At 49.7% G+C, this 17,689-nt stretch carries 20 protein-coding genes; 14 read left to right on the top strand and 6 right to left on the bottom strand.

All coding sequences use genetic code 11. The features are described 5' to 3' along the window. Window positions 1–6: 6 nt before the first annotated feature. Window positions 7–846 carry an AraC family transcriptional regulator gene (locus KQI75_RS06035; RefSeq protein ID WP_216469823.1) on the bottom strand — a complete coding sequence of 280 codons (840 nt, stop codon included), beginning with the start codon at window positions 844–846 and terminating at the stop codon, window positions 7–9. 287 nt (window positions 847–1,133) lie between these two features. Between KQI75_RS06035 and KQI75_RS06030 the strand changes: the two genes are divergently transcribed. Together KQI75_RS06030 and KQI75_RS06025 are read left to right on the top strand one after the other, a co-directional pair. After that, window positions 1,134–2,729, top strand: coding sequence for a solute:sodium symporter family transporter (locus KQI75_RS06030; RefSeq protein WP_246566415.1), 1,596 nt, complete (start codon window positions 1,134–1,136; stop codon window positions 2,727–2,729). A 125-nt stretch (window positions 2,730–2,854) separates the two neighbouring features. Beyond that, window positions 2,855–3,745, top strand: a complete 891-nt coding sequence (locus KQI75_RS06025) for a sugar phosphate isomerase/epimerase family protein (protein ID WP_246566413.1) — start codon at window positions 2,855–2,857, stop codon at window positions 3,743–3,745. 85 nt (window positions 3,746–3,830) lie between these two features. Here the strand turns inward: KQI75_RS06025 and KQI75_RS06020 are convergent, their stop codons facing one another. The 4 genes from KQI75_RS06020 to KQI75_RS06005 form a co-directional block, all read right to left on the bottom strand. Next, the gene (locus tag KQI75_RS06020; protein WP_216469821.1) at window positions 3,831–4,973 is read right to left on the bottom strand and encodes a CDP-glycerol glycerophosphotransferase family protein; all 1,143 of its coding nucleotides are present in this window, start codon (window positions 4,971–4,973) and stop codon (window positions 3,831–3,833) included. 2 nt (window positions 4,974–4,975) lie between these two features. Continuing rightward, window positions 4,976–6,250 (bottom strand): oligosaccharide flippase family protein, encoded by a 1,275-nt coding sequence (locus KQI75_RS06015; protein ID WP_216469820.1) that lies wholly within the window; start codon window positions 6,248–6,250, stop codon window positions 4,976–4,978. A gap of 21 nt (window positions 6,251–6,271) precedes the next feature. Next, a complete protein-coding gene (locus tag KQI75_RS06010; RefSeq protein ID WP_216469819.1) occupies window positions 6,272–7,246 on the bottom strand; it encodes a glycosyltransferase family 2 protein in 975 nt (324 codons plus the stop codon). 475 nt (window positions 7,247–7,721) lie between these two features. After that, a complete protein-coding gene (locus KQI75_RS06005; protein ID WP_216469818.1) occupies window positions 7,722–7,976 on the bottom strand; it encodes a hypothetical protein in 255 nt (84 codons plus the stop codon). A 90-nt stretch (window positions 7,977–8,066) separates the two neighbouring features. On the opposite strand from KQI75_RS06005, the gene KQI75_RS06000 reads away from it, so the two are divergent. Then, complete coding sequence (locus KQI75_RS06000) at window positions 8,067–8,282, top strand: helix-turn-helix domain-containing protein (RefSeq protein ID WP_216469928.1); 216 nt, start codon at window positions 8,067–8,069, stop codon at window positions 8,280–8,282. A 50-nt stretch (window positions 8,283–8,332) separates the two neighbouring features. On the opposite strand, the gene KQI75_RS05995 is transcribed toward KQI75_RS06000, so the two are convergent. Beyond that, window positions 8,333–9,688, bottom strand: a complete 1,356-nt coding sequence (locus KQI75_RS05995) for a sodium-dependent transporter (RefSeq protein WP_216469817.1) — start codon at window positions 9,686–9,688, stop codon at window positions 8,333–8,335. A 222-nt stretch (window positions 9,689–9,910) separates the two neighbouring features. Between KQI75_RS05995 and KQI75_RS05990 the strand changes: the two genes are divergently transcribed. The 11 genes from KQI75_RS05990 to atpG all read left to right on the top strand — a co-directional run bounded on the left by KQI75_RS05990 (window position 9,911) and on the right by atpG (window position 17,659). Further along, the gene (locus KQI75_RS05990; RefSeq protein WP_216469816.1) at window positions 9,911–10,102 is read left to right on the top strand and encodes a ferredoxin; all 192 of its coding nucleotides are present in this window, start codon (window positions 9,911–9,913) and stop codon (window positions 10,100–10,102) included. 156 nt (window positions 10,103–10,258) lie between these two features. Then, window positions 10,259–10,948, top strand: coding sequence for a ribose 5-phosphate isomerase A (gene rpiA / locus KQI75_RS05985; RefSeq protein WP_216469815.1), 690 nt, complete (start codon window positions 10,259–10,261; stop codon window positions 10,946–10,948). Between the two features lie 391 nt (window positions 10,949–11,339). Then, window positions 11,340–12,002: an orotate phosphoribosyltransferase gene (pyrE, locus tag KQI75_RS05980; protein ID WP_216469814.1), complete on the top strand. Its 663-nt coding sequence runs from the start codon at window positions 11,340–11,342 to the stop codon at window positions 12,000–12,002. Window positions 12,003–12,363: 361 nt separating this feature from the next. Further along, window positions 12,364–12,609 carry an AtpZ/AtpI family protein gene (locus KQI75_RS05975; RefSeq protein ID WP_216469813.1) on the top strand — a complete coding sequence of 82 codons (246 nt, stop codon included), beginning with the start codon at window positions 12,364–12,366 and terminating at the stop codon, window positions 12,607–12,609. A gap of 20 nt (window positions 12,610–12,629) precedes the next feature. Continuing rightward, entirely contained in the window at window positions 12,630–13,046 is a 417-nt protein-coding gene (locus KQI75_RS05970) for an ATP synthase subunit I (protein WP_216469812.1), read from the top strand. Window positions 13,047–13,049: 3 nt separating this feature from the next. Then, window positions 13,050–13,787, top strand: coding sequence for a F0F1 ATP synthase subunit A (locus KQI75_RS05965; RefSeq protein WP_216469811.1), 738 nt, complete (start codon window positions 13,050–13,052; stop codon window positions 13,785–13,787). Between the two features lie 106 nt (window positions 13,788–13,893). Beyond that, window positions 13,894–14,148 carry an ATP synthase F0 subunit C gene (gene atpE, locus KQI75_RS05960; protein ID WP_216469810.1) on the top strand — a complete coding sequence of 85 codons (255 nt, stop codon included), beginning with the start codon at window positions 13,894–13,896 and terminating at the stop codon, window positions 14,146–14,148. Window positions 14,149–14,210: 62 nt separating this feature from the next. Further along, on the top strand, window positions 14,211–14,714 hold the full coding sequence (atpF, locus tag KQI75_RS05955) for a F0F1 ATP synthase subunit B (protein ID WP_246566411.1): 504 nt from the start codon (window positions 14,211–14,213) through the stop codon (window positions 14,712–14,714). Next, complete coding sequence (gene atpH / locus KQI75_RS05950) at window positions 14,711–15,250, top strand: ATP synthase F1 subunit delta (RefSeq protein ID WP_216469808.1); 540 nt, start codon at window positions 14,711–14,713, stop codon at window positions 15,248–15,250. Before atpF ends, atpH begins: the two co-directional genes overlap by 4 nt. Window positions 15,251–15,271: 21 nt before the next feature. After that, window positions 15,272–16,783, top strand: a complete 1,512-nt coding sequence (atpA, locus tag KQI75_RS05945) for a F0F1 ATP synthase subunit alpha (protein WP_216469807.1) — start codon at window positions 15,272–15,274, stop codon at window positions 16,781–16,783. A 12-nt stretch (window positions 16,784–16,795) separates the two neighbouring features. Next, the gene (gene atpG, locus KQI75_RS05940) at window positions 16,796–17,659 is read left to right on the top strand and encodes an ATP synthase F1 subunit gamma (RefSeq protein ID WP_216469806.1); all 864 of its coding nucleotides are present in this window, start codon (window positions 16,796–16,798) and stop codon (window positions 17,657–17,659) included. Window positions 17,660–17,689: the final 30 nt, after the last annotated feature.

Raw genomic sequence — 17,689 nt, 5'->3', positions numbered from 1 at the left:
TGTGCGTTATCTCCACATAATACGAAATTGCAGCGGTGTGATGCCTGTGTTTCTGCGAAAGACCATAATAAAGTGAGAGGTGTTGCAGAATCCGCACTGTTCGGCAATTTCTTCGATGCTCAAAGAGGTGGTAGACAGCTTCTGCTTCGCACTGCGGATACGTACAGCTTGAATAAATTGGTGCGGTGTAGCACTGCGAAATTCTTTGAATTTGCGCACATAATAACAGGTGCTCAGCATTGCCATGCGGGCGAGATTTTCATTAGAGAGATCGGGGTCAGAGTAGTGGGATTCGATGTAAGAAACAGAGGAGTTGATAACAAGCTCCAGATCACTCTTAGAAGCGGTATCGGTTGAAGTAATCAGCAGCGCGAGCAGACGATGAATGCTGACAGAGATCAGATGCGGGTTTGGCTCTGCTTGTGCGACTGCCTTCATGATCTGCGCAATGCATGGCTCGATCTCCGCGTTTTGTGTGACCTGCATGACAATATCATGAACACTGGTGATTTGATGGACGTATGCTTCACTGCTGCTGCCGAGAAAATGAAACCAACGCATTTTCAAGTCCGAAGAGCGGGTGTAATAACAATGCGGTTCACGGCAGTCCAGTAAGATGACTGCGCCGGAGGGCGCGGTATACGTCTTGTCGTGATATTCAACAGTCAGCTCGCCGGAATCAACCACAATTGCCTGACAGACATCTAGGTGCGTGCGGCGCACCTCGTACTCGCTGTTGCAGTGATATTGCCCCGCGTGTGGAATGTAATATAAATTCTTCTCTGTAAATGGATCTGCCTCATGATAATAGCGGACAGAATCGCTCAATACGCCGGTATCAAGCATAGGTATCCCTTCTCTCTGAAAAGTATCTTTTTTTATTATTTCTTGTCAAGAATGTATCGTGACATCATGTGGAAAATAGTATATCATAAGGGTGCAAAAAAGGAAAGCAGAAAAAGGTACCGAAATGCAGAGAATTTTAGAAAATAATCCTAAAGTTTTATCCAATTTTGTGTGTGAGAAAAAAGAGGCACGATCGCTTTGGCGGTTATAGGCAGAAAAAACCGAAGATATATATGGTATGGACAAATCTGGTTTTTTACTGTTTTAGGAAAGAGAGGAGAGATCCATTGATTATTGTATTGAGCTTTATTGCTTTTACAGGATTGGTCGCGTTATTGTCTTGGTACAAAACGCGGGAAGACAATTTATCCACGAAAGAGGGATATTTTTTAGCTGGACGCGGTTTAAGCGGTTTAGTCATTGCCGGCTCGCTGGAAATGACTAATTTGTCTACCGAACAGCTGGTTGGTCAGGCGGGACAGAGTTACAGCACCAATATGGGTGCGATGAGCTGGTCTGTCGGTGCAAGTATGGCTCTGTTGGCGTTGGCGCTGATTTTTTTGCCAAAGTATCTGAAAGCAGGTATCACAACAATTCCGGAGTTCTTGGAGATGCGATTTGATCGCACGACCAAGCAGATTATTTCGTTTTTGTTTCTGCTCGGTTATATGTTGACGTATCTGCCGACAGTTTTGTATTCCGGTGCGCTGGCATTTAATCAGATCTTTCATCTGGATCAAGTGCTCGGGATCACGACATTTCAGGCGATTGCACTGTTGTGCGCAGGCATTGGTATTGTTGGTTCGATCTATGCTGTATTTGGCGGACTTAAAGCGGTGGCTGTATCCGATACAATCAACGGTGTAGGCTTGCTGATTGGTGGCTTGTTGGTACCAATTCTTGCTATCTGTATTTTGGGAAATGGCAACTTTATTGCCGGTATCCGTGATTTTATCACCAATGTGCCGTCTGATAAGTTCAACTCTATCAACCCGGCAAATTCTTTGCCGCCAATGATTCCGTGGCCGGTTTTATTCTTGGGTATGTTGTTTAATAACTTATTCTATTGGTGCACAAATCAGTCTATTATTCAGCGTACATTGGCGGCTAAAAATTTGGGACAAGCACAGCGCGGCGCAGTATTTACTGCATTTTTAAAGCTGCTGGATCCGTTCTTCATCACAATTTGTGGTTTGTTGGCATTCCGCTTCTTTGGAGACAAATTACCGCAAAGCGACCTTGCCTATCCGACCCTGATTACAACAGTTATCCCGACATGGCTGCTTGGATTGATGGCAGCAGTTCTGTTTGGCGCGATTCTTTCCTCGTTTAATTCGGCATTGAACAGCTGTGTTACTCTGTATACGCTGGATTTCCATCGAGCAATTATCAACAAGACAGCAAGTGATGAATATCTGGTTAAAATTGGTAAGCGCGTAGGCACTGGCTTGGCAATTGTATCGATTTGTGTCGCTCCGTTTGTCATCAATGCACCGTCTGGTCTGTATGATTTCTTGCAAGAATGCTTCGGATTCTATTCGATGCCGATTTTGGCAACTGTTCTTGTTGGATTCTACACCAAGCGTGTACCGGCAATCGCACCGAAAGTTACCTTGGTCACGCATGTTGTTTTGTATTCGATCTCTAAGTTCCTGCCGCTGCATGTACATTATTTATATGTGCTGTCCGTGCTGTTCCCGATTGACTTGCTGTTAATGCTGGTTATCGGAAAGCTGAAACCGCGCGAAACGGATTTTGAATTGGAAGATTCTAAGGCTGTTGACCTGACACCGTGGAAACATGTAAAGCCTGCTGCGGCTCTGTGTTTTGTTCTTATGCTTTGCATTTATGCATTGTTCTCTCCACTGGGATTGGCACGATAAATAAGAATGTGCGAGTATCGTTTTTTGATACTTTACGACAGAAATATATCATGACATGGTGCGTCAAATTTGATAGGATAAAAATATAAGAATTTCATCTGTACGAGAAAAGGAGATTACATATTATGCTTAAGATGGGTTTTAACGAGGGTTGCACTTGGGATGGCAACCGCGGTTGTGCAGATCAGTCCTTGATGGCTGACCTGAAGGCTTGTGCAAAGTATGGCTTCAAGGGCATTGACATTCGTTTCGACTGCCTGGACAAGTATCTGGCAGAAGGCGGCACGCTGGAAGAGCTGAACGCTTTCATGAAGGCAAACGACATCGTTCCGCTGTCTTACAACGCTCTGTGCTTCTTCAACATGAAGCAGACTGCTGAGGAGAAGCAGGCAGTTATGGACGAGCTGGACGACATCATCAAGAAGTGCGCTGCACTGGACTGCCACATGGTAGTTGTTGTTCCGTCCTGCGACCTGAACGAGAAGGGCATTGAGGCTACTCGTCAGGAGATCCGCGACGACGCTGTTGCTGTTCTGAAGGAAATGGTTAAGAAGTGCGAGCCGACCGGCCTGAAGCTGTCCCTCGAGTTCTGCGGCGCTCCGTCCATGTCCATCAACACCTTTGATGACGCTTACGAGATTGTTAAGCTGGTTGACTCCCCGCTGATGGGCGTTACCCTCGACCAGTATCACTTCAATGGCATGCGTTCTGACTGGTCCAAGCTGGAAAAGGCTGACGGCGACAAGATCTTCGTATGGCATCTGAACGACACCGAGGATGTACCGGCTGGCGCTGGCTACAACACCGATGCAAAGCGTCTGTGGCCGTCTGACCCGCGTGGCTGCCTGGATCACAAGCGTTTCGCTGACACGTTGAAGGAAATCGGTTACGACTTCGAGAACGGCTTCATCACCATGGAAGTATTCCGTCCGGATTACTACGAGATGACCACCGACGAGAACATCAAGACCGCTGCTGCAGAGACTGCAAAGCATATCCAGAGATACTGCAAATAAGATTTTCTCATTGCTACCGAACTCTCTCCATAAAGAAAGCACCGTGCAAACAACTTTGCACGGTGCTTTCGCATATCTGTATTTTTTACTTTGTCTTTTCCAAAATCCACTTCACGCAGCGTTCGGATGCGTTTCCGTCCTCACAGAAGCCCATCTTCTGGTAGAACGCATCCCAATCCGCCTGATAGGCAGCTGCATCAAACTGCAAGATGTTCTGTACCATTTCCTCGTTGCTGACGGCGAGCGGGAACGGCGTTTCATCAATCGGGAAATAGAAGTTTCTGTCGCCCTTGTACGCGTCGATATCCATGGCGAACTGGAAGCAGGGGCGGCGCGTCAGCGCAAAATCAAACATCAAAGACGAATAGTCGGTGATAACGGCGTCGCAGCCGGCGAGCAGCAGCTGCATGTCATCCACCGCTGTGGCGTCAAAGGTCGTCTGGTTGTCAAATTTCAAATCCTTGGCGAGCTTCATGACGTTTGGATGCAGGCGAACCAGCATCACCCAATTGCCGCCGAAGCGCTGCGCGCAGGCGCGGCACACAGCCTGATAATCCAGCTGATAGGCATCCAAAGAGTGGTCAGCGCGGAAGGTCGGCGCATACATGATAATCTGACAGTCATTCGGCAGATGCAGCGCCTGCTGTACCTGCTGCTTTGCGTCAGCCGGCGGATTTACAAGAATGTCGTTGCGGGCAGAGCCGTATTCCAGCACGGCACCGTGATACCAGAAGGATTTTTGATAAATCTCTGTCATAAAGGTGCTGTTCGAGATAATTGCATCGATTTGCGCGGAATCGCGCTTCGCATACTCGGCATATGCGGCGTTTTCCGGCGTGTTGAGTTTGTCTGCAACGTCGCGCTCAATGCGCTTGAGTGCAAAGCCGTGCCATGTCTGCATGTAATACTGCCCGTCTTTTTTGACATGGGCGCCTTTGCGGCAGTTGTCTACCCAGACCCGTGCGGTGGACAGCTCGCGAATGGCAGCAGGTGTGTCATACGGCACAACACGGACATTGTCCGGCACGCCGGCATGCGCGGGGTCTTTTGCCAGCCAAACAATATCGAGCTTTTCCGGTCGCTGTGCCAGCGCATCGACAATCGCTTTGGGATTGTCGGACGCGCCGCGGCCATAAAAGCTGGAAAATACGACTTTATTTTTTTGAATGGGCAGCGCACGGCCCAGCGTCCATGCAGCGCCCTTTTTGAGCTTCTGTGTGATTGACATGTTTATGCTCCCTTCGATGGGTTGAGGCGGTCTCTGTGCCGCCAAATCACGACAATGCGGAACGCCAGAATCGCACACTCTGCGATGGATACCAGCGCGCCCAGCGTGACCATGTTCATGTGGCCGGTAAAGTACAGGACGAGAAGATTAAACACGTGCAGGGCAGAGCCGAAAACGACGGAATAATTTGCGTATTTGGACAGTCCCATGGCACTGAGCGTGGGGAAACCCAAAATATAGCTCGGCAGAATCACGATGACAACCGGCAGCATGGCGCGCAGAACCGGTGCGGCATCGCCATAGCCGGCGCCGAATACAATGGTCAGCAGCGGGCGGGCGAAAACAGCGACGACCGCACAGCCAATGACAATGATTGGCATGAAAATTTTGAGAATTTTCCAAACCAGCTTGAAATCCTTGTTTTTGGTCATGTACGGATACATGCTGTCGGAAATCGGGGACAAACCGCTCTTGGCAGTTGTCACGAGCTTGTCGGACAGCGAATAATAACCGACCGTAGAGGTTCCCGCCGCAATGATGCTGAGGATGACCGTGTTGCTGGCGGTGTAAATAGACGTTGCGATGCGGGAATAGAAAAATGTGCTGGAACGGCGGAAGTTGTTCCAGACGTCCTTGGCGTGTACTCGTGTGAAATGAATGTCCAGCTTGCGCGACAGATGCGCATAGACAAACAGCAGCGTAGCTGCGTAGCCGATGATATTCAGAATCGGAATCAGGCAATACTGCTCCGGCTTTTTGAGCAGCAGAACAATCATAACCGTGAAAAACGCCTTGATGACAACGGCGCGAACGGTGATGGTCTCCATCTGTTCCAAACCGCGGTACAAATAGTCCGGCATCATCGAGTTGACAGCGGTTGCCACGAGAAACAGCATATAGAATGTGCGATCCTCGCGCCAGCTCGGCATTGCCTGACACAGAACGGCGAGCACGACAATCGAACCGATGGTCAATAAAATTTTATTGATGGTCACGGATGTGAAAATACGCGAAACGCGCTGTTTGTCATCGCGGTGCAGAGAAACTTCCTCCGTCGCGCTGAGAATAAAGCCAAAATCAATGACGAGCTGAAAATACACCATGATGGCAGTTGCCACGCCGACCTTGCCGTATACCGTGGCGCCGAGCACACGGGTCTCATACGGAACGACGATAAAGCTGAGAAAGTACGTGGAGAACTGCATGATGTACAGCATAATGGTATTTTTCAGCAGGACGCCCTTTTTGGAATGGAGAGCATGTTTGTTGAGTTTCAAATTGATGTCCTTTCTGTCTGCTTACAGACGGTTTTTCACGAGAAATAGCGCGCGCACGATGCGATAGCGCTTTTTGCACAGCAAATCAAATGCGAGCTTTTTGGCGCGCGGCAGCTGAGACACATACCGATTGCTCTGGAACTGCGGGAAATGCTGCTGCATGTACTGATAAAATTCCCGCAACAGCGGATGCTTGGGATCTGCCATCAGCACGCGCACGGAAGCCGCGAGAAACAGATGGTCAATGGCGAGGCGGCACAGCTCGTCCCGATAGGTTTCGTACAAGCCGTTTTCCCGATACCAACCGAGCAGATCGTCAAATGCATCAACGATTTCATGATTGCGGTCAACATTGCTGTTGCGTGTGATGGAATTTTCACGCACGACATAGTAATAATACGGTTTCTGAATGCAGACAACGCTTTGCGCCTTGGCGAACAGTTTGGTTGTCGTGCGAATGTCTTCATACCAGACGCGGCCGGGATAGCGGATGCCGGTTTCCAAGAACAGTTTGCGGGTGTAGATGCGATTCCATGCGTTTGGAAGCGCGAGCAAAAGCGTCGGCGTATCTGCCAGCGTAAAGATGCGGTTTTCCGGCAGCGGATCAATAAAAACAGCCGAGGTATTACCGTTGTTGTCGGTTTGAAAACCGAACGTGATGATGTCGGCGTGCGTTTCGTCAATTTTTGCCGCAAGATCCGGCAGCATCGACGCGTCAATGTAGTCATCACTGTCGATAAATACGAGATAATCGCCGAGGGCGTGTTCGATGCCGGTGTTTCGTGCGGCGCCCAGACCGCCGTTCTTCTGATGAATGACACGGATTTTGGGGCTGCGCAGAGCAAGACGGTCACAGAATGCGCCGCTGCCGTCGGTTGAGCCGTCATCGACGAGAATCATCTCGTAGTCCTCGCACGGCTGGTTCAGCACTGAGGTGACGCACCGCTCTAAATATTCTTTCACATTATATACAGGGATCACTACACTGAATTTCATTTCGCTGCTCCTCATTTTAGATATGGAAATATTATAATCTCTTTACTTGGTGATTTCAATGTTCTTTTGGTGAAGGCGGCGTAAGGAGCATAGAAAAGCCGCTGAAAGGGGAGAAAATATTTTTGGGCAAAAAAAATAACCGCCCCAGCTTCCAATTGTGGCGGTTATAATCTTGTAATCACATAAGAGGGCGCACCGTCTATCCGTAGTGCTCTTTCTATATGCTTATTATAACATGAAAGAGAAAAAATGCAATTGCTATTTGCTCTTACGCACAGACCAAACTCGTCTCTCCCTCTGGGAGAGCCAAGTAGGCTCCTTGAGGGAGCTGGATTCGCCGCAGGCGAAGACTGAGGGAGCAAGCAGCTATATGTATCGCATCAGGCTGCCCCCTGATACAGACTTGCTCGCGAGCTGCTCCTTCCGTCACGGCTTGCGCCGCGCCACCTTCCTCAAGGAGGAAGGCTATTTGCTATTAGCCAAAATCATGGCGGCTTCCTGTAGATATATTCCTTTCTTCTAGCGTGCAAATGATTTTTTCGATGCGATGAAAGCATTCTGGATCATCCAACGTATCGTCTTCAACGATAGTTTTTATGTGCTGCAACGTCTGATAACACGATTCTTTTACTAATTGATTTGCATCTATATTGATTGATATGTGTTCCAGTATAATATCTGAGATTTTTTCGGATAATACTTGTGTGAGAATTTCATTATATAAATCCAAGACCATCACCTCATAAGATATTTTAACCTGTTTCAGGTTAAAAAGCAATGTCTAGAATAAAATCCATGTAGGTTCTATATGGGTGATTCTATGTACAAACGCATTCGAGATTTGAGAGAAGATCATGATTTGACGCAGACGCAAATTGCTCAAATCCTTGGCATGTCGCAGACCGGTTATTCTAAATATGAGACTGGTGAAAATGATATTCCGACTGCGATTTTAATACAATTGGCAGAGTATTATCAGACTTCTGTTGATTATTTGCTCGGGAGAACGAACAACAAAAAGCCATACACAGAGTAAACACCAAAAGCCGCCTGAAAAGGCGGCTTTTGCAGTGTTTTCGCGAATAGTTAAATCGAAATGATTCCCAGTGCACTCATAACCGAGCTAACGAGAATTGCAACAAGGAAAATCGGAGCAATCCAGCGAATCATAACGCGGAACATCGGCTCGCGGCGGAAAGAAGAATTTTTCTTGACTTCCTTGGCGATATAATCGATGCCGACAACCCAGCCAAGGAACAGGCAGGACAGCAGAGCAACGATTGGCATCAGAACGCTGTTCGAGATGAAATCGAAGAAGTCCAAGAATGCCATGCCGAGCGGCTGGATGCCGGACAGCGTACCATAACCCATTGCGCTGAGCAGACCCAGAACAATGCAGATGATATAGGTGACGATGCAGGCATTGCGGCGATTCATATGGAAACGGTCACCCAGAATCGAAACAACCGTCTCATACAGCGAGATGCACGAGGTCAGCGCTGCAAAGAATACCAGCACAAAGAACGTGATGCCGATCAGCGTGCCGAGCTGCATGCTTGCAAATACCTTCGGCATGGTGACGAACATCAGACCAGGGCCTGCGTTCAGCGCTTCGCTGTCACCGCCGGAGAATGCAAAGACTGCCGGAATAATCATCAGACCAGCCAGCAGAGCAACACCCGTGTCGAACAGCTCAATCTGTCCGACAGACTTCTCAATGTCCTCACCATCCGGCATATAGGAGCCGTAGGTGACCATGATGCCCATGGCCAGAGACATGGAGTAGAACATCTGACCCATAGCACCGAGCAAGGTATTCGGGGACACGTCGGACAGGTGCGGCGTGAAATAGTACTTGACGCCTTCCCATGCACCCGGACGAGTGATGGAATACAGAGCAATGATGATGGACAGCACAATGAGCAGCGGCATCATCAAGGTGCTTGCTTTTTCTATGCCGCCCTTGACGCCCATGGAGACAATCACAGCGGTGATTGTAATAAAGACAACAAGGAAGAAGAACGGCTGCCACGGATTGGTGATAAAGTTTGTAAAGTAGTTATCCGTTGCAGCAGCAGCCGCGCCGTCTTTGATAAAGACAGCCATATACTTGACAATCCATCCGCCGATAACACCGTAATACGGAACGATGATAATGGGGACGAGACAGGTCAGCAGACCGATAAAGTGGAACTTCTTGTTGAGCTTATCATACGCACCGACAGCACTTAGGCGGGTGGAACGACCCAATGTAATCTCTGCTGTCATCAGAGAATAACCAAAGGTCACAGCCAAAATGATGTAGATGAGCAGGAACGTACCGCCGCCATACTTTGCTGCGAGGTACGGGAATCTCCAAAGATTGCCGAGGCCAACGGCGGAACCCGCAGCTGCCAGGACAAAACCGATGCGGCTGGAGAAACTACCGCGTTTTTTGTTCATGAAAAAAATACTCCCTTCTTAAAACTCCGTGTGCCCGCAGAGGGGCACCAGTGGTTCCTATTAGTTATACTATATTTAAACGAAAAAAGAAAGAGAGAAGTCATAAATTGGGCAAAAAATTTCGATATTCACAGAATTTTAATCTAACAAATGCGGTATCTGTGCATAATGCGGCAAAAAATAGGGAAACCTTTGTGCATCTGTAAAAAAGGAGGCCGTTTCATGCGTGTGAGAGTTGTTCGAGAAGGGTGCATTGGCTGCGGGCAGTGCGCGGAGATTTGTCCGCAGGTGTTTTGTTTGGCGTCGGATGGATTGGCGCGTGTCGAGCAGCAGCCGGAAGCCGGTTTGGATGCTGTGGTACAGATGGCGGCGGAAAGCTGTCCGGTCAGTGTCATTGAACTGGACGAGATATGAGAAACAGCCCTCGAAGCTGCGGCTTTGAGGGCTGTTTTTTATCTATGAAAGAAAAACAAGAAAAGATATTGCGTTTTACCTGTTGTCTGTATTACAATAAGAATATCAAGCATGAGAAATTTAGGTTTGAAAATTGACAACTGAGGTGAATGAATCATGAATGAGAAACAGATGGCAGGATATGAAGCAGCGAAGTATGTCAAGGACGGTATGCTGGTAGGCATTGGTACCGGTTCCACGGCATATTACCTGATTGAAAAGCTGGGTCAGCGCGTTAAGGAAGAAGGACTGAACATCAAGTGTGTGTCCACGTCTGACGCTTCCACCGAGCAGGCAAAGAGCTTGGGCATTCCGCTGCTCGATACCAACGACGCACCGGAGCTGGATATCTGCATTGACGGCGTAGACGAAGTAGATCCGCAGTTCAACGGCATCAAGGGCGGCGGCGGTGCGCTGTTCCGCGAGAAGATCGTTGCACGCAGCGCAAAGTACAACATCTGGGTTTGCCACAGCGCAAAGCTGGTAGAAGAAATCGGCGATTTCGGTCTGCCGGTAGAGGTTCTGCCGTTTGGCTACAAGCATGTTGTCAAGAAGATGGAAGATGCAGGCTTTGAGCCGGTACTCCGCATGAACAAGGACGGTTCCATCTACGAGACCAACAACCATAACTATATTCTGGATACCAAGTACACCAACTCGAAGTTTGGTAAGGACTATGCAGCCATGGAAGCATTCCTCAAGGGCACCCTCGGTGTTCTGGAGACCGGCTTCTTCCTCAACTGCACCGACCTCATCATCTCCGCAGGCGCAGACGGCATCACCACCATCGAGAACCCGAACAAGTAATTTTGGGAAAATACAGAAAACGTCAGAATCGGAAAAGCTCCGGTTCTGGCGTTTTTTTCGCCCTTGCGCGCAATCCAACTTGTCTCTCCCTTTGGGAGAGATGTCGCGCAGCGACAGAGAGGGCTAATACCAGCTGGCATGGTTTTTGAAGATTTGCTCTGATACGAATTTGTCAGTGTGTTTGCCCTTTCGGTCGTTTGCTCTGGTGCAGACTTGTTTGCGTGCTGCCCTCTCAGTCATTTGCTTCGCAAATGCCAGCTCTCCCGAAGGGAGAGCCAAGAAGCTGGTGCGAGCGGCATATTACGCGGATTTACGTTTGCTTGACCACTTGTCCAATCTACGACTTTCTGTTATACTGAACGTAACCTAAAACAAGGAAGGAAGATTTCTGATGCTGACTCCTGCAAAGAAGGAATTTATTGAGTTTATGATGAGCGCAGATGTGCTGCGTTTCGGTGATTTTGTTACCAAGTCCGGCAGAAACACGCCGTACTTTGTCAACACGGGCAACTACAAGACCGGTCTCCAGTCCTCCAAGCTGGGCGAGTTCTATGCCGCTATGGTCAAGGAAACCATCGGTGAGGACTTTGACGCCATGTTCGGTCCGGCGTACAAGGGCATTCCGCTGGCTACCTCCGTTGCCGGCGCACTGGCTAGAAACTACGGCATTGACAAGCCGTTCTTCTTCAACCGCAAGGAAGCGAAGGATCACGGCGAGGGCGGCAATCTGGTCGGCTACAAGCCGCAGGACGGCGACCGCGTGATTATCATTGAGGACGTTATCACCGCCGGTACCGCTATCCGCGAGACTCTGCCGGTTCTGTTCAACGCCGCTGACGTCAAGGTGACCGATATGTTCATTTCCGTCAACCGCTGCGAGGTTGGTCAGAACCCGGGCAAGACCGCAGTTATGGAAGTCGGCGAAGAATTTGGCATCCATGTACACTCTCTGATTGATGTACGCGACGTTCACGAGTACCTTCAGAGTCAGGAACAGTACAAGGACATTCTGCCGTTGATGGAATCCTATATGGATAAGTACTGCGTATTCTAAAAAACTGCACAGCGCGCGCCCTTTCCGCCAAATTTTGGCGGGAAGGGCTTTTTTTGTACAAATCTGGTTTTTTGCAGGATTTTGCCGTATCTCGCATAAAATAACCATGCGATGTGCAATATTTTTGTAAAGAAGATAAGAAATATAGGAAACAATAGACATTGCAGAGATAAAATGGAAAAGTTTTGATAAACTTAACGTAATTTTTCGGCACAAAATAACCACGTTTTGGTGTTCGTTATATTTTAAACAGGGTAAACTGTACAAATGATGGTTGTATTCCGGAGAACAAATTGTTATAATGAAAATGCCTGAGATGGTGTGAATTTTCTGTGCGCTGCTGGAAAGGATGAAGGACAGGATGGACAAGCATCAAATCCTAAAGGAATGCATGGAGAATTTGGCACTGCTGACACAGCTGGGAGTCTCGATTGCTGTGCCGCCGATTTTGTGCCTGCTGGCTGCGAATTGGCTGCGCGGAAAATGGGGGCTTGGCTTATGGATCATGATAGTCGCGCTCGTGCTGGGACTCGGAGGTTCAGCCTCTAACGTATGGAAGTTTTGGAAGCAGCTCAAAAAGCGTGAAGAGAGAGATGAGAACAAGTGAGCGTGTCACAGGTGGAATTTATGAGACAGGTGGTGAGACATATCAAGATTGAACCGGCAGTCAAAACAGAGACCAAGCGGATCGCACTCAGCGTTGTGGCGATGAGTGTCGTGATGGAGATTGTGTTTCTGGCTCTTGGACGATTTGACAGCACCGTTTTGTTCGGCAATCTGCTCGGCGGCGGCTGGGCGATTTTAAATTTCTTTATCATGGGACTGGCTGTACAGAAATCCGTGAAAAAGGAATTGCCGGAGGAAGCAAAGTTGGTTTTGCAGAACTCTTATACCAAGCGCCTTTTGGCAATGGTGGCGATTCTGCTCATCGGCTTTAAGGTGGAGTATTTCAATTGGGTTGCCGTCGTTATTCCGATGTTCTTCCCGAGAATCACCATTGGACTCATGAAATTGCCTATCTTTCATCGAAAGGAGGAAGAATGATTCATGGAAGTATCCATCACCGGCGCCAAGATATACTACGTCATTCCCGGCATTAACTACCCGATCACACAGACCGTTGTCAATGCCTGGATCGCAATGGTTGTCATTGTGGGACTGTGTATCTGGCTGACACGAGGGATGCAGGTGCATGCGCGCACCAAACGGCAGGTCGTGGCGGAAATGATCGTGCAGATGGCACAGAAGCTGGTCCGCGGCAATATGGGAGCGAAATGGGATAGTTTTGTTCCGTTTATCGCAGCGATTCTGTCCATGTCCGTTGTCAGCTCTTTGATGGGCCTGACCGGCGCGTATTCCCCGACAAATGATCTCAACACATTCCTTGCATGGGGTATTTTGGTGTTTGTCCTCATCACGTACCACAAGATCAAGGCAAACGGTTTCGGAGGGTATCTCAAGGGCTTTACGGAACCAATTTTTGTCATGACGCCGATGAACATCATCAGCGAGATCGCAACGCCGGTCTCGATGTCTCTGCGTCACTTTGCAAACATCTGCTCCGGCTACGTCATCGGTCTTTTGTTGTATGCCGCATTGGGAGCAGTCAGCCAGATGATCTTTTTCTGGCTGCCCGGCTCATTGGGCACCATTCCGTTTTTACAGGTCGGTATTCCGGCTGTGCTCAATGTGTATTTTTCTGTTTTCTCCGGCTGCGTTCAGCCGTACATTTTCTGTATGCTGACGATGCAGTTCGTCGCACAGGCTGCGGGAACAGAGGAATAAGACCAAACAAAAACTCTATGTTTTCAGCGGCAGGCTCACCATAAGAGAGGATGAGACGCCGCGACTGACACAAACATGTATTAGGAAAATTCAGGAGGAAATAATTATGGAAAAGGCAATTGTACTCGCAGGATCTGCAATCGGCGCTGGCCTGGCAATGATCGCCGGCATCGGCCCTGGTATTGGTGAAGGCTACGCTGCCGGTAAGGCGTGTGAAGCAATCGGCCGTCAGCCGGAGTCGCAGGGCAAGGTAACCTCTACCCTGATTCTTGGCTGTGCACTGGCAGAGACCACCGGTCTGTACGGCTTCGTAGTAGCCCTGATCCTGATGTTCGTAAATCCTTTCCTCGGCAAGCTCTAAGAGACAGCCGAGCTTCCTGTTTTGCGTAAAACAGGGAATACTTTCAGGAAAGGAGAATGAATTTGGGTACTTTAGATCTGGTTTCCATCGTACCATGGGAAATTATTACACAGCTGATCAACCTGCTGTTGTTGTTCCTGCTGCTCAAACACTTTCTTTTCAAACCCGTACAGAATATTCTGAACGCACGTCAGGCAGAGATTGACAAGTCTTATGCCGATGCTGAGACCGCACAGACCCGTGCGGAAGAGCTGCGCGATGAATATGAAAAGCGCATCAGCGATGCCAAGGCAGAGGCTGCGGACATCGCTAAGGCTGCCAGCCGCAAGGCACAGGCGCATTATGACGAAGTCGTGGGAACGGCGAAGGCTGATGCTGCCCGCCTGCGCGAGAAGGCAGAGGCGCAGATCGAGCAGGAAAAGAAGAAGGCCATGAACGAACTCAAGGACGAGATTTCCGGTATCGCCGTGGATATTGCATCCAAGGTTGTAGAGCGCGAAATCGACGAAAAGGATCACGAAGAGCTGATCTCGGAGTTCATTAAGGGTGTAGGTGAGGCTTCATGACGGATATTGCAGAAGCATACGGCAAGACGCTGTACAGTTTGGCAAATGAGTGTGAAGCGACCGAGGAAATCCTCGGTCAGATCGCCGTCCTTCGACAGGCTTTTGCGGAGAATCCCAAGTATCTCACGCTGATGGGAGCACCGACGCTCAAGAAAGAAGAGCGCGTTGCCCTCGTCGATGAGGCATTTGACGGGAAGCTCCACATCTATCTGCTCAATTTTCTCAAGGTGCTCATCGAGAACAATTCCGTGCATGAATTTATGGATGCCGCGAAGCAGTTCCGCAAAGAGTACAATTGGGAACATGGGATTGAAACCGTGACGGTGGTATCTGCCGTTGCGCTCGATGCCGCACAGGAGGCCGAGCTGACCGCGAAACTGCGCAGTCTGACCGGCAAGGAAATTCATCTGGAAAAGCGCGTCGATCCGTCCGTATTGGGCGGTCTGCGTCTGCAAATGGAAGGACTCCAGATGGACGGCACCGTGAAGAATAAACTGGATGCGATCCGCAGCAAACTGCTGCATTCCATCGCATAAGTTGGGAGAGTTGGTGAGACTATGCAGTTACGTCCAGAAGAAATCAGCAGTGTTATCAAAGCACAGATAAAAAATTATGATACAAAGATCGAGCAGAGCGAGACCGGCACGATTATCCTGATCGGTGACGGCATCGCGCGTGCAGACGGTCTGGAAAATGTTATGGCAAACGAGCTGGTATCGTTTGCAAACGGCGAATACGGCATGGCAATGAACCTCGAGGAGAACTCAGTCTCTATCGTTATGCTGGGTTCCGACAAGGGTGTTCGTGAGGGAGATACCGTCAAGCGCACCGGCAAGGTTGTATCTGTGCCGGTTGGCGAGGCGCTTCTCGGCCGCGTCGTAAACGCACTGGGTCAGCCGATAGACGGCAAGGGCCCGATTGAAGCGACAGAAACCCGTCCGATTGAGTCTCCGGCACCGGGCATTATCGAGCGTCAGCCGGTAAATGTGCCGCTGCAGACCGGTATCAAGGCGATTGACTCCATGATTCCGATTGGCAGAGGTCAGCGAGAGCTGATTATCGGTGACCGCCAGACCGGTAAGACGACATTGGCAGTGGATACCATCATCAACCAGCGCGGCAAGGATGTCATTTGCATCTATGTCGCCATCGGTCAGAAAAACTCGACCGTAGCGACGCTGGTAGAGGATTTGACCAAGGCGGGCGCCATGGATTACACGATTGTCGTAGCATCGACCGCGTCCGAGCTGGCACCGCTTCAGTATATTGCACCGTATTCCGGCTGCGCCATGGGTGAGTACTTTATGAACAAGGGCAAGGATGTCCTTGTGGTATATGATGACCTGTCCAAGCACGCCGTGGCTTACCGTGCACTTTCTCTTTTGATTCGCAGACCGCCAGGACGTGAAGCATATCCGGGCGATGTCTTCTATCTGCACTCCAGACTGCTGGAGCGCGCAGCGCGTCTGAATGATGACAACGGCGGCGGTTCGCTGACTGCTCTGCCGATCATCGAAACGCAGGCGGGCGACGTCTCCGCGTATATTCCGACCAATGTTATCTCGATTACAGACGGTCAGATTTTCTTGGAGACAGAGCTGTTCCACTCCGGTATCATGCCGGCAGTAAACCCGGGTATTTCCGTCAGCCGAGTCGGCGGCAACGCGCAGATTAAGGCGATGAAGAAGGTATCCGGTACGCTCAAGCTGGCGTATTCCCAGTATCGAGAGCTGCAGTCATTCGCACAGTTCGGTTCCGACCTCGATGAGGACACCAAGCGCCGTCTGGCGCAGGGCGAACGCATCGTGGAGGTGCTCAAGCAGAACCGCACCGCGCCGATCGCAGTAGAAAATCAGGTTGCAATCATTTATGCCGTTACCAATAATATGCTCGATGATGTCAAGGTTGAGGATATTATGGACTTCGAGAGCGAGCTGTACGCACATCTGGATGCCAATCCGGATGTTCTGGCAGAGATTCGCGAAAAGGGCACAATGGGCGATGAGACCGCAGAAAAGCTGAAAGATGCAATCGTAACGGTCAAGACTGCTTTTCTCAAGACAAGATAAGGAGGCTGAAACATGGGAGCCTCTATGAAGGAGATCAAAAACCGCATCAAGAGCGTGCAGAGCACGCGGCAGATTACCAAGGCGATGGAGCTTGTTGCTTCGTCTAAGGTGCGCCGCGCGCGGGAGCGCATCGAGCGGACGGAGCCGTTTTTCAATATCCTGTATGAAACCATGACGGGTATTGCCTACGGAAAGCGGGATTTCAAGTCTCCGTTCGTGGAACCGCGGGAGGAGATCAAAAAAGTCTGCTATGTCATCATTGCCGGTGACAGAGGTCTTGCGGGCGGCTACAACAGCAATGTGATGAAGCTGGTGGAGCGCCATATTGCACAGCAGAATGGCGCGGAAATCTGCACCGTTCCGGTCGGCAAAAAGGCAATGGAATACTGCAAGCGACGGAATATGGAAGTCCTGACCGAGGCGTATGCCATTGCGGAGGATACGAGCATCGGCAACTGCCATACAGCCGCGCATTTTCTCGCACACGAGTTCGTAAAGGGTTCGTTTGACAAGCTGTATATCGTGTATACAAACTTTGCTTCGATGCTGACGCAGCATGCAACGGTCATGCAGGTGCTTCCGGTGCCGTATGAAAAGAGTGAGGCGAAAAACGAGAGCGGCGCGATGACGCTGTATGAGCCGGGACCGGAGAGCGTGTTTGACGCGATTGTACCGGAGTATATCGCCGGTATCTTTTACGGCGCACTGTGCCAGTCCTATGCTTCGGAGCAGGCAGCACGCCGCACGGCAATGGACTCTGCAAGCAAGAACGCAGACGATATGATAGAAGATTTGAGCCTGAAGTACAACCGTGCTCGTCAGGGCGCGATTACGCAGGAAATTACAGAGATTGTAGCGGGCGCGGAGGGCGAATAACGTCGCTCCGCGGCGCGCGCAAAGAAACTA

The sequence above is a fragment of the Butyricicoccus intestinisimiae genome (assembly GCF_018918345.1).
Classification (GTDB): Bacteria; Bacillota; Clostridia; order Oscillospirales; family Butyricicoccaceae; genus Butyricicoccus_A; species Butyricicoccus_A intestinisimiae.
Note: the sequence above shows the minus strand (reverse complement) of the source record. Positions and strands in the feature narration are given on the sequence as shown.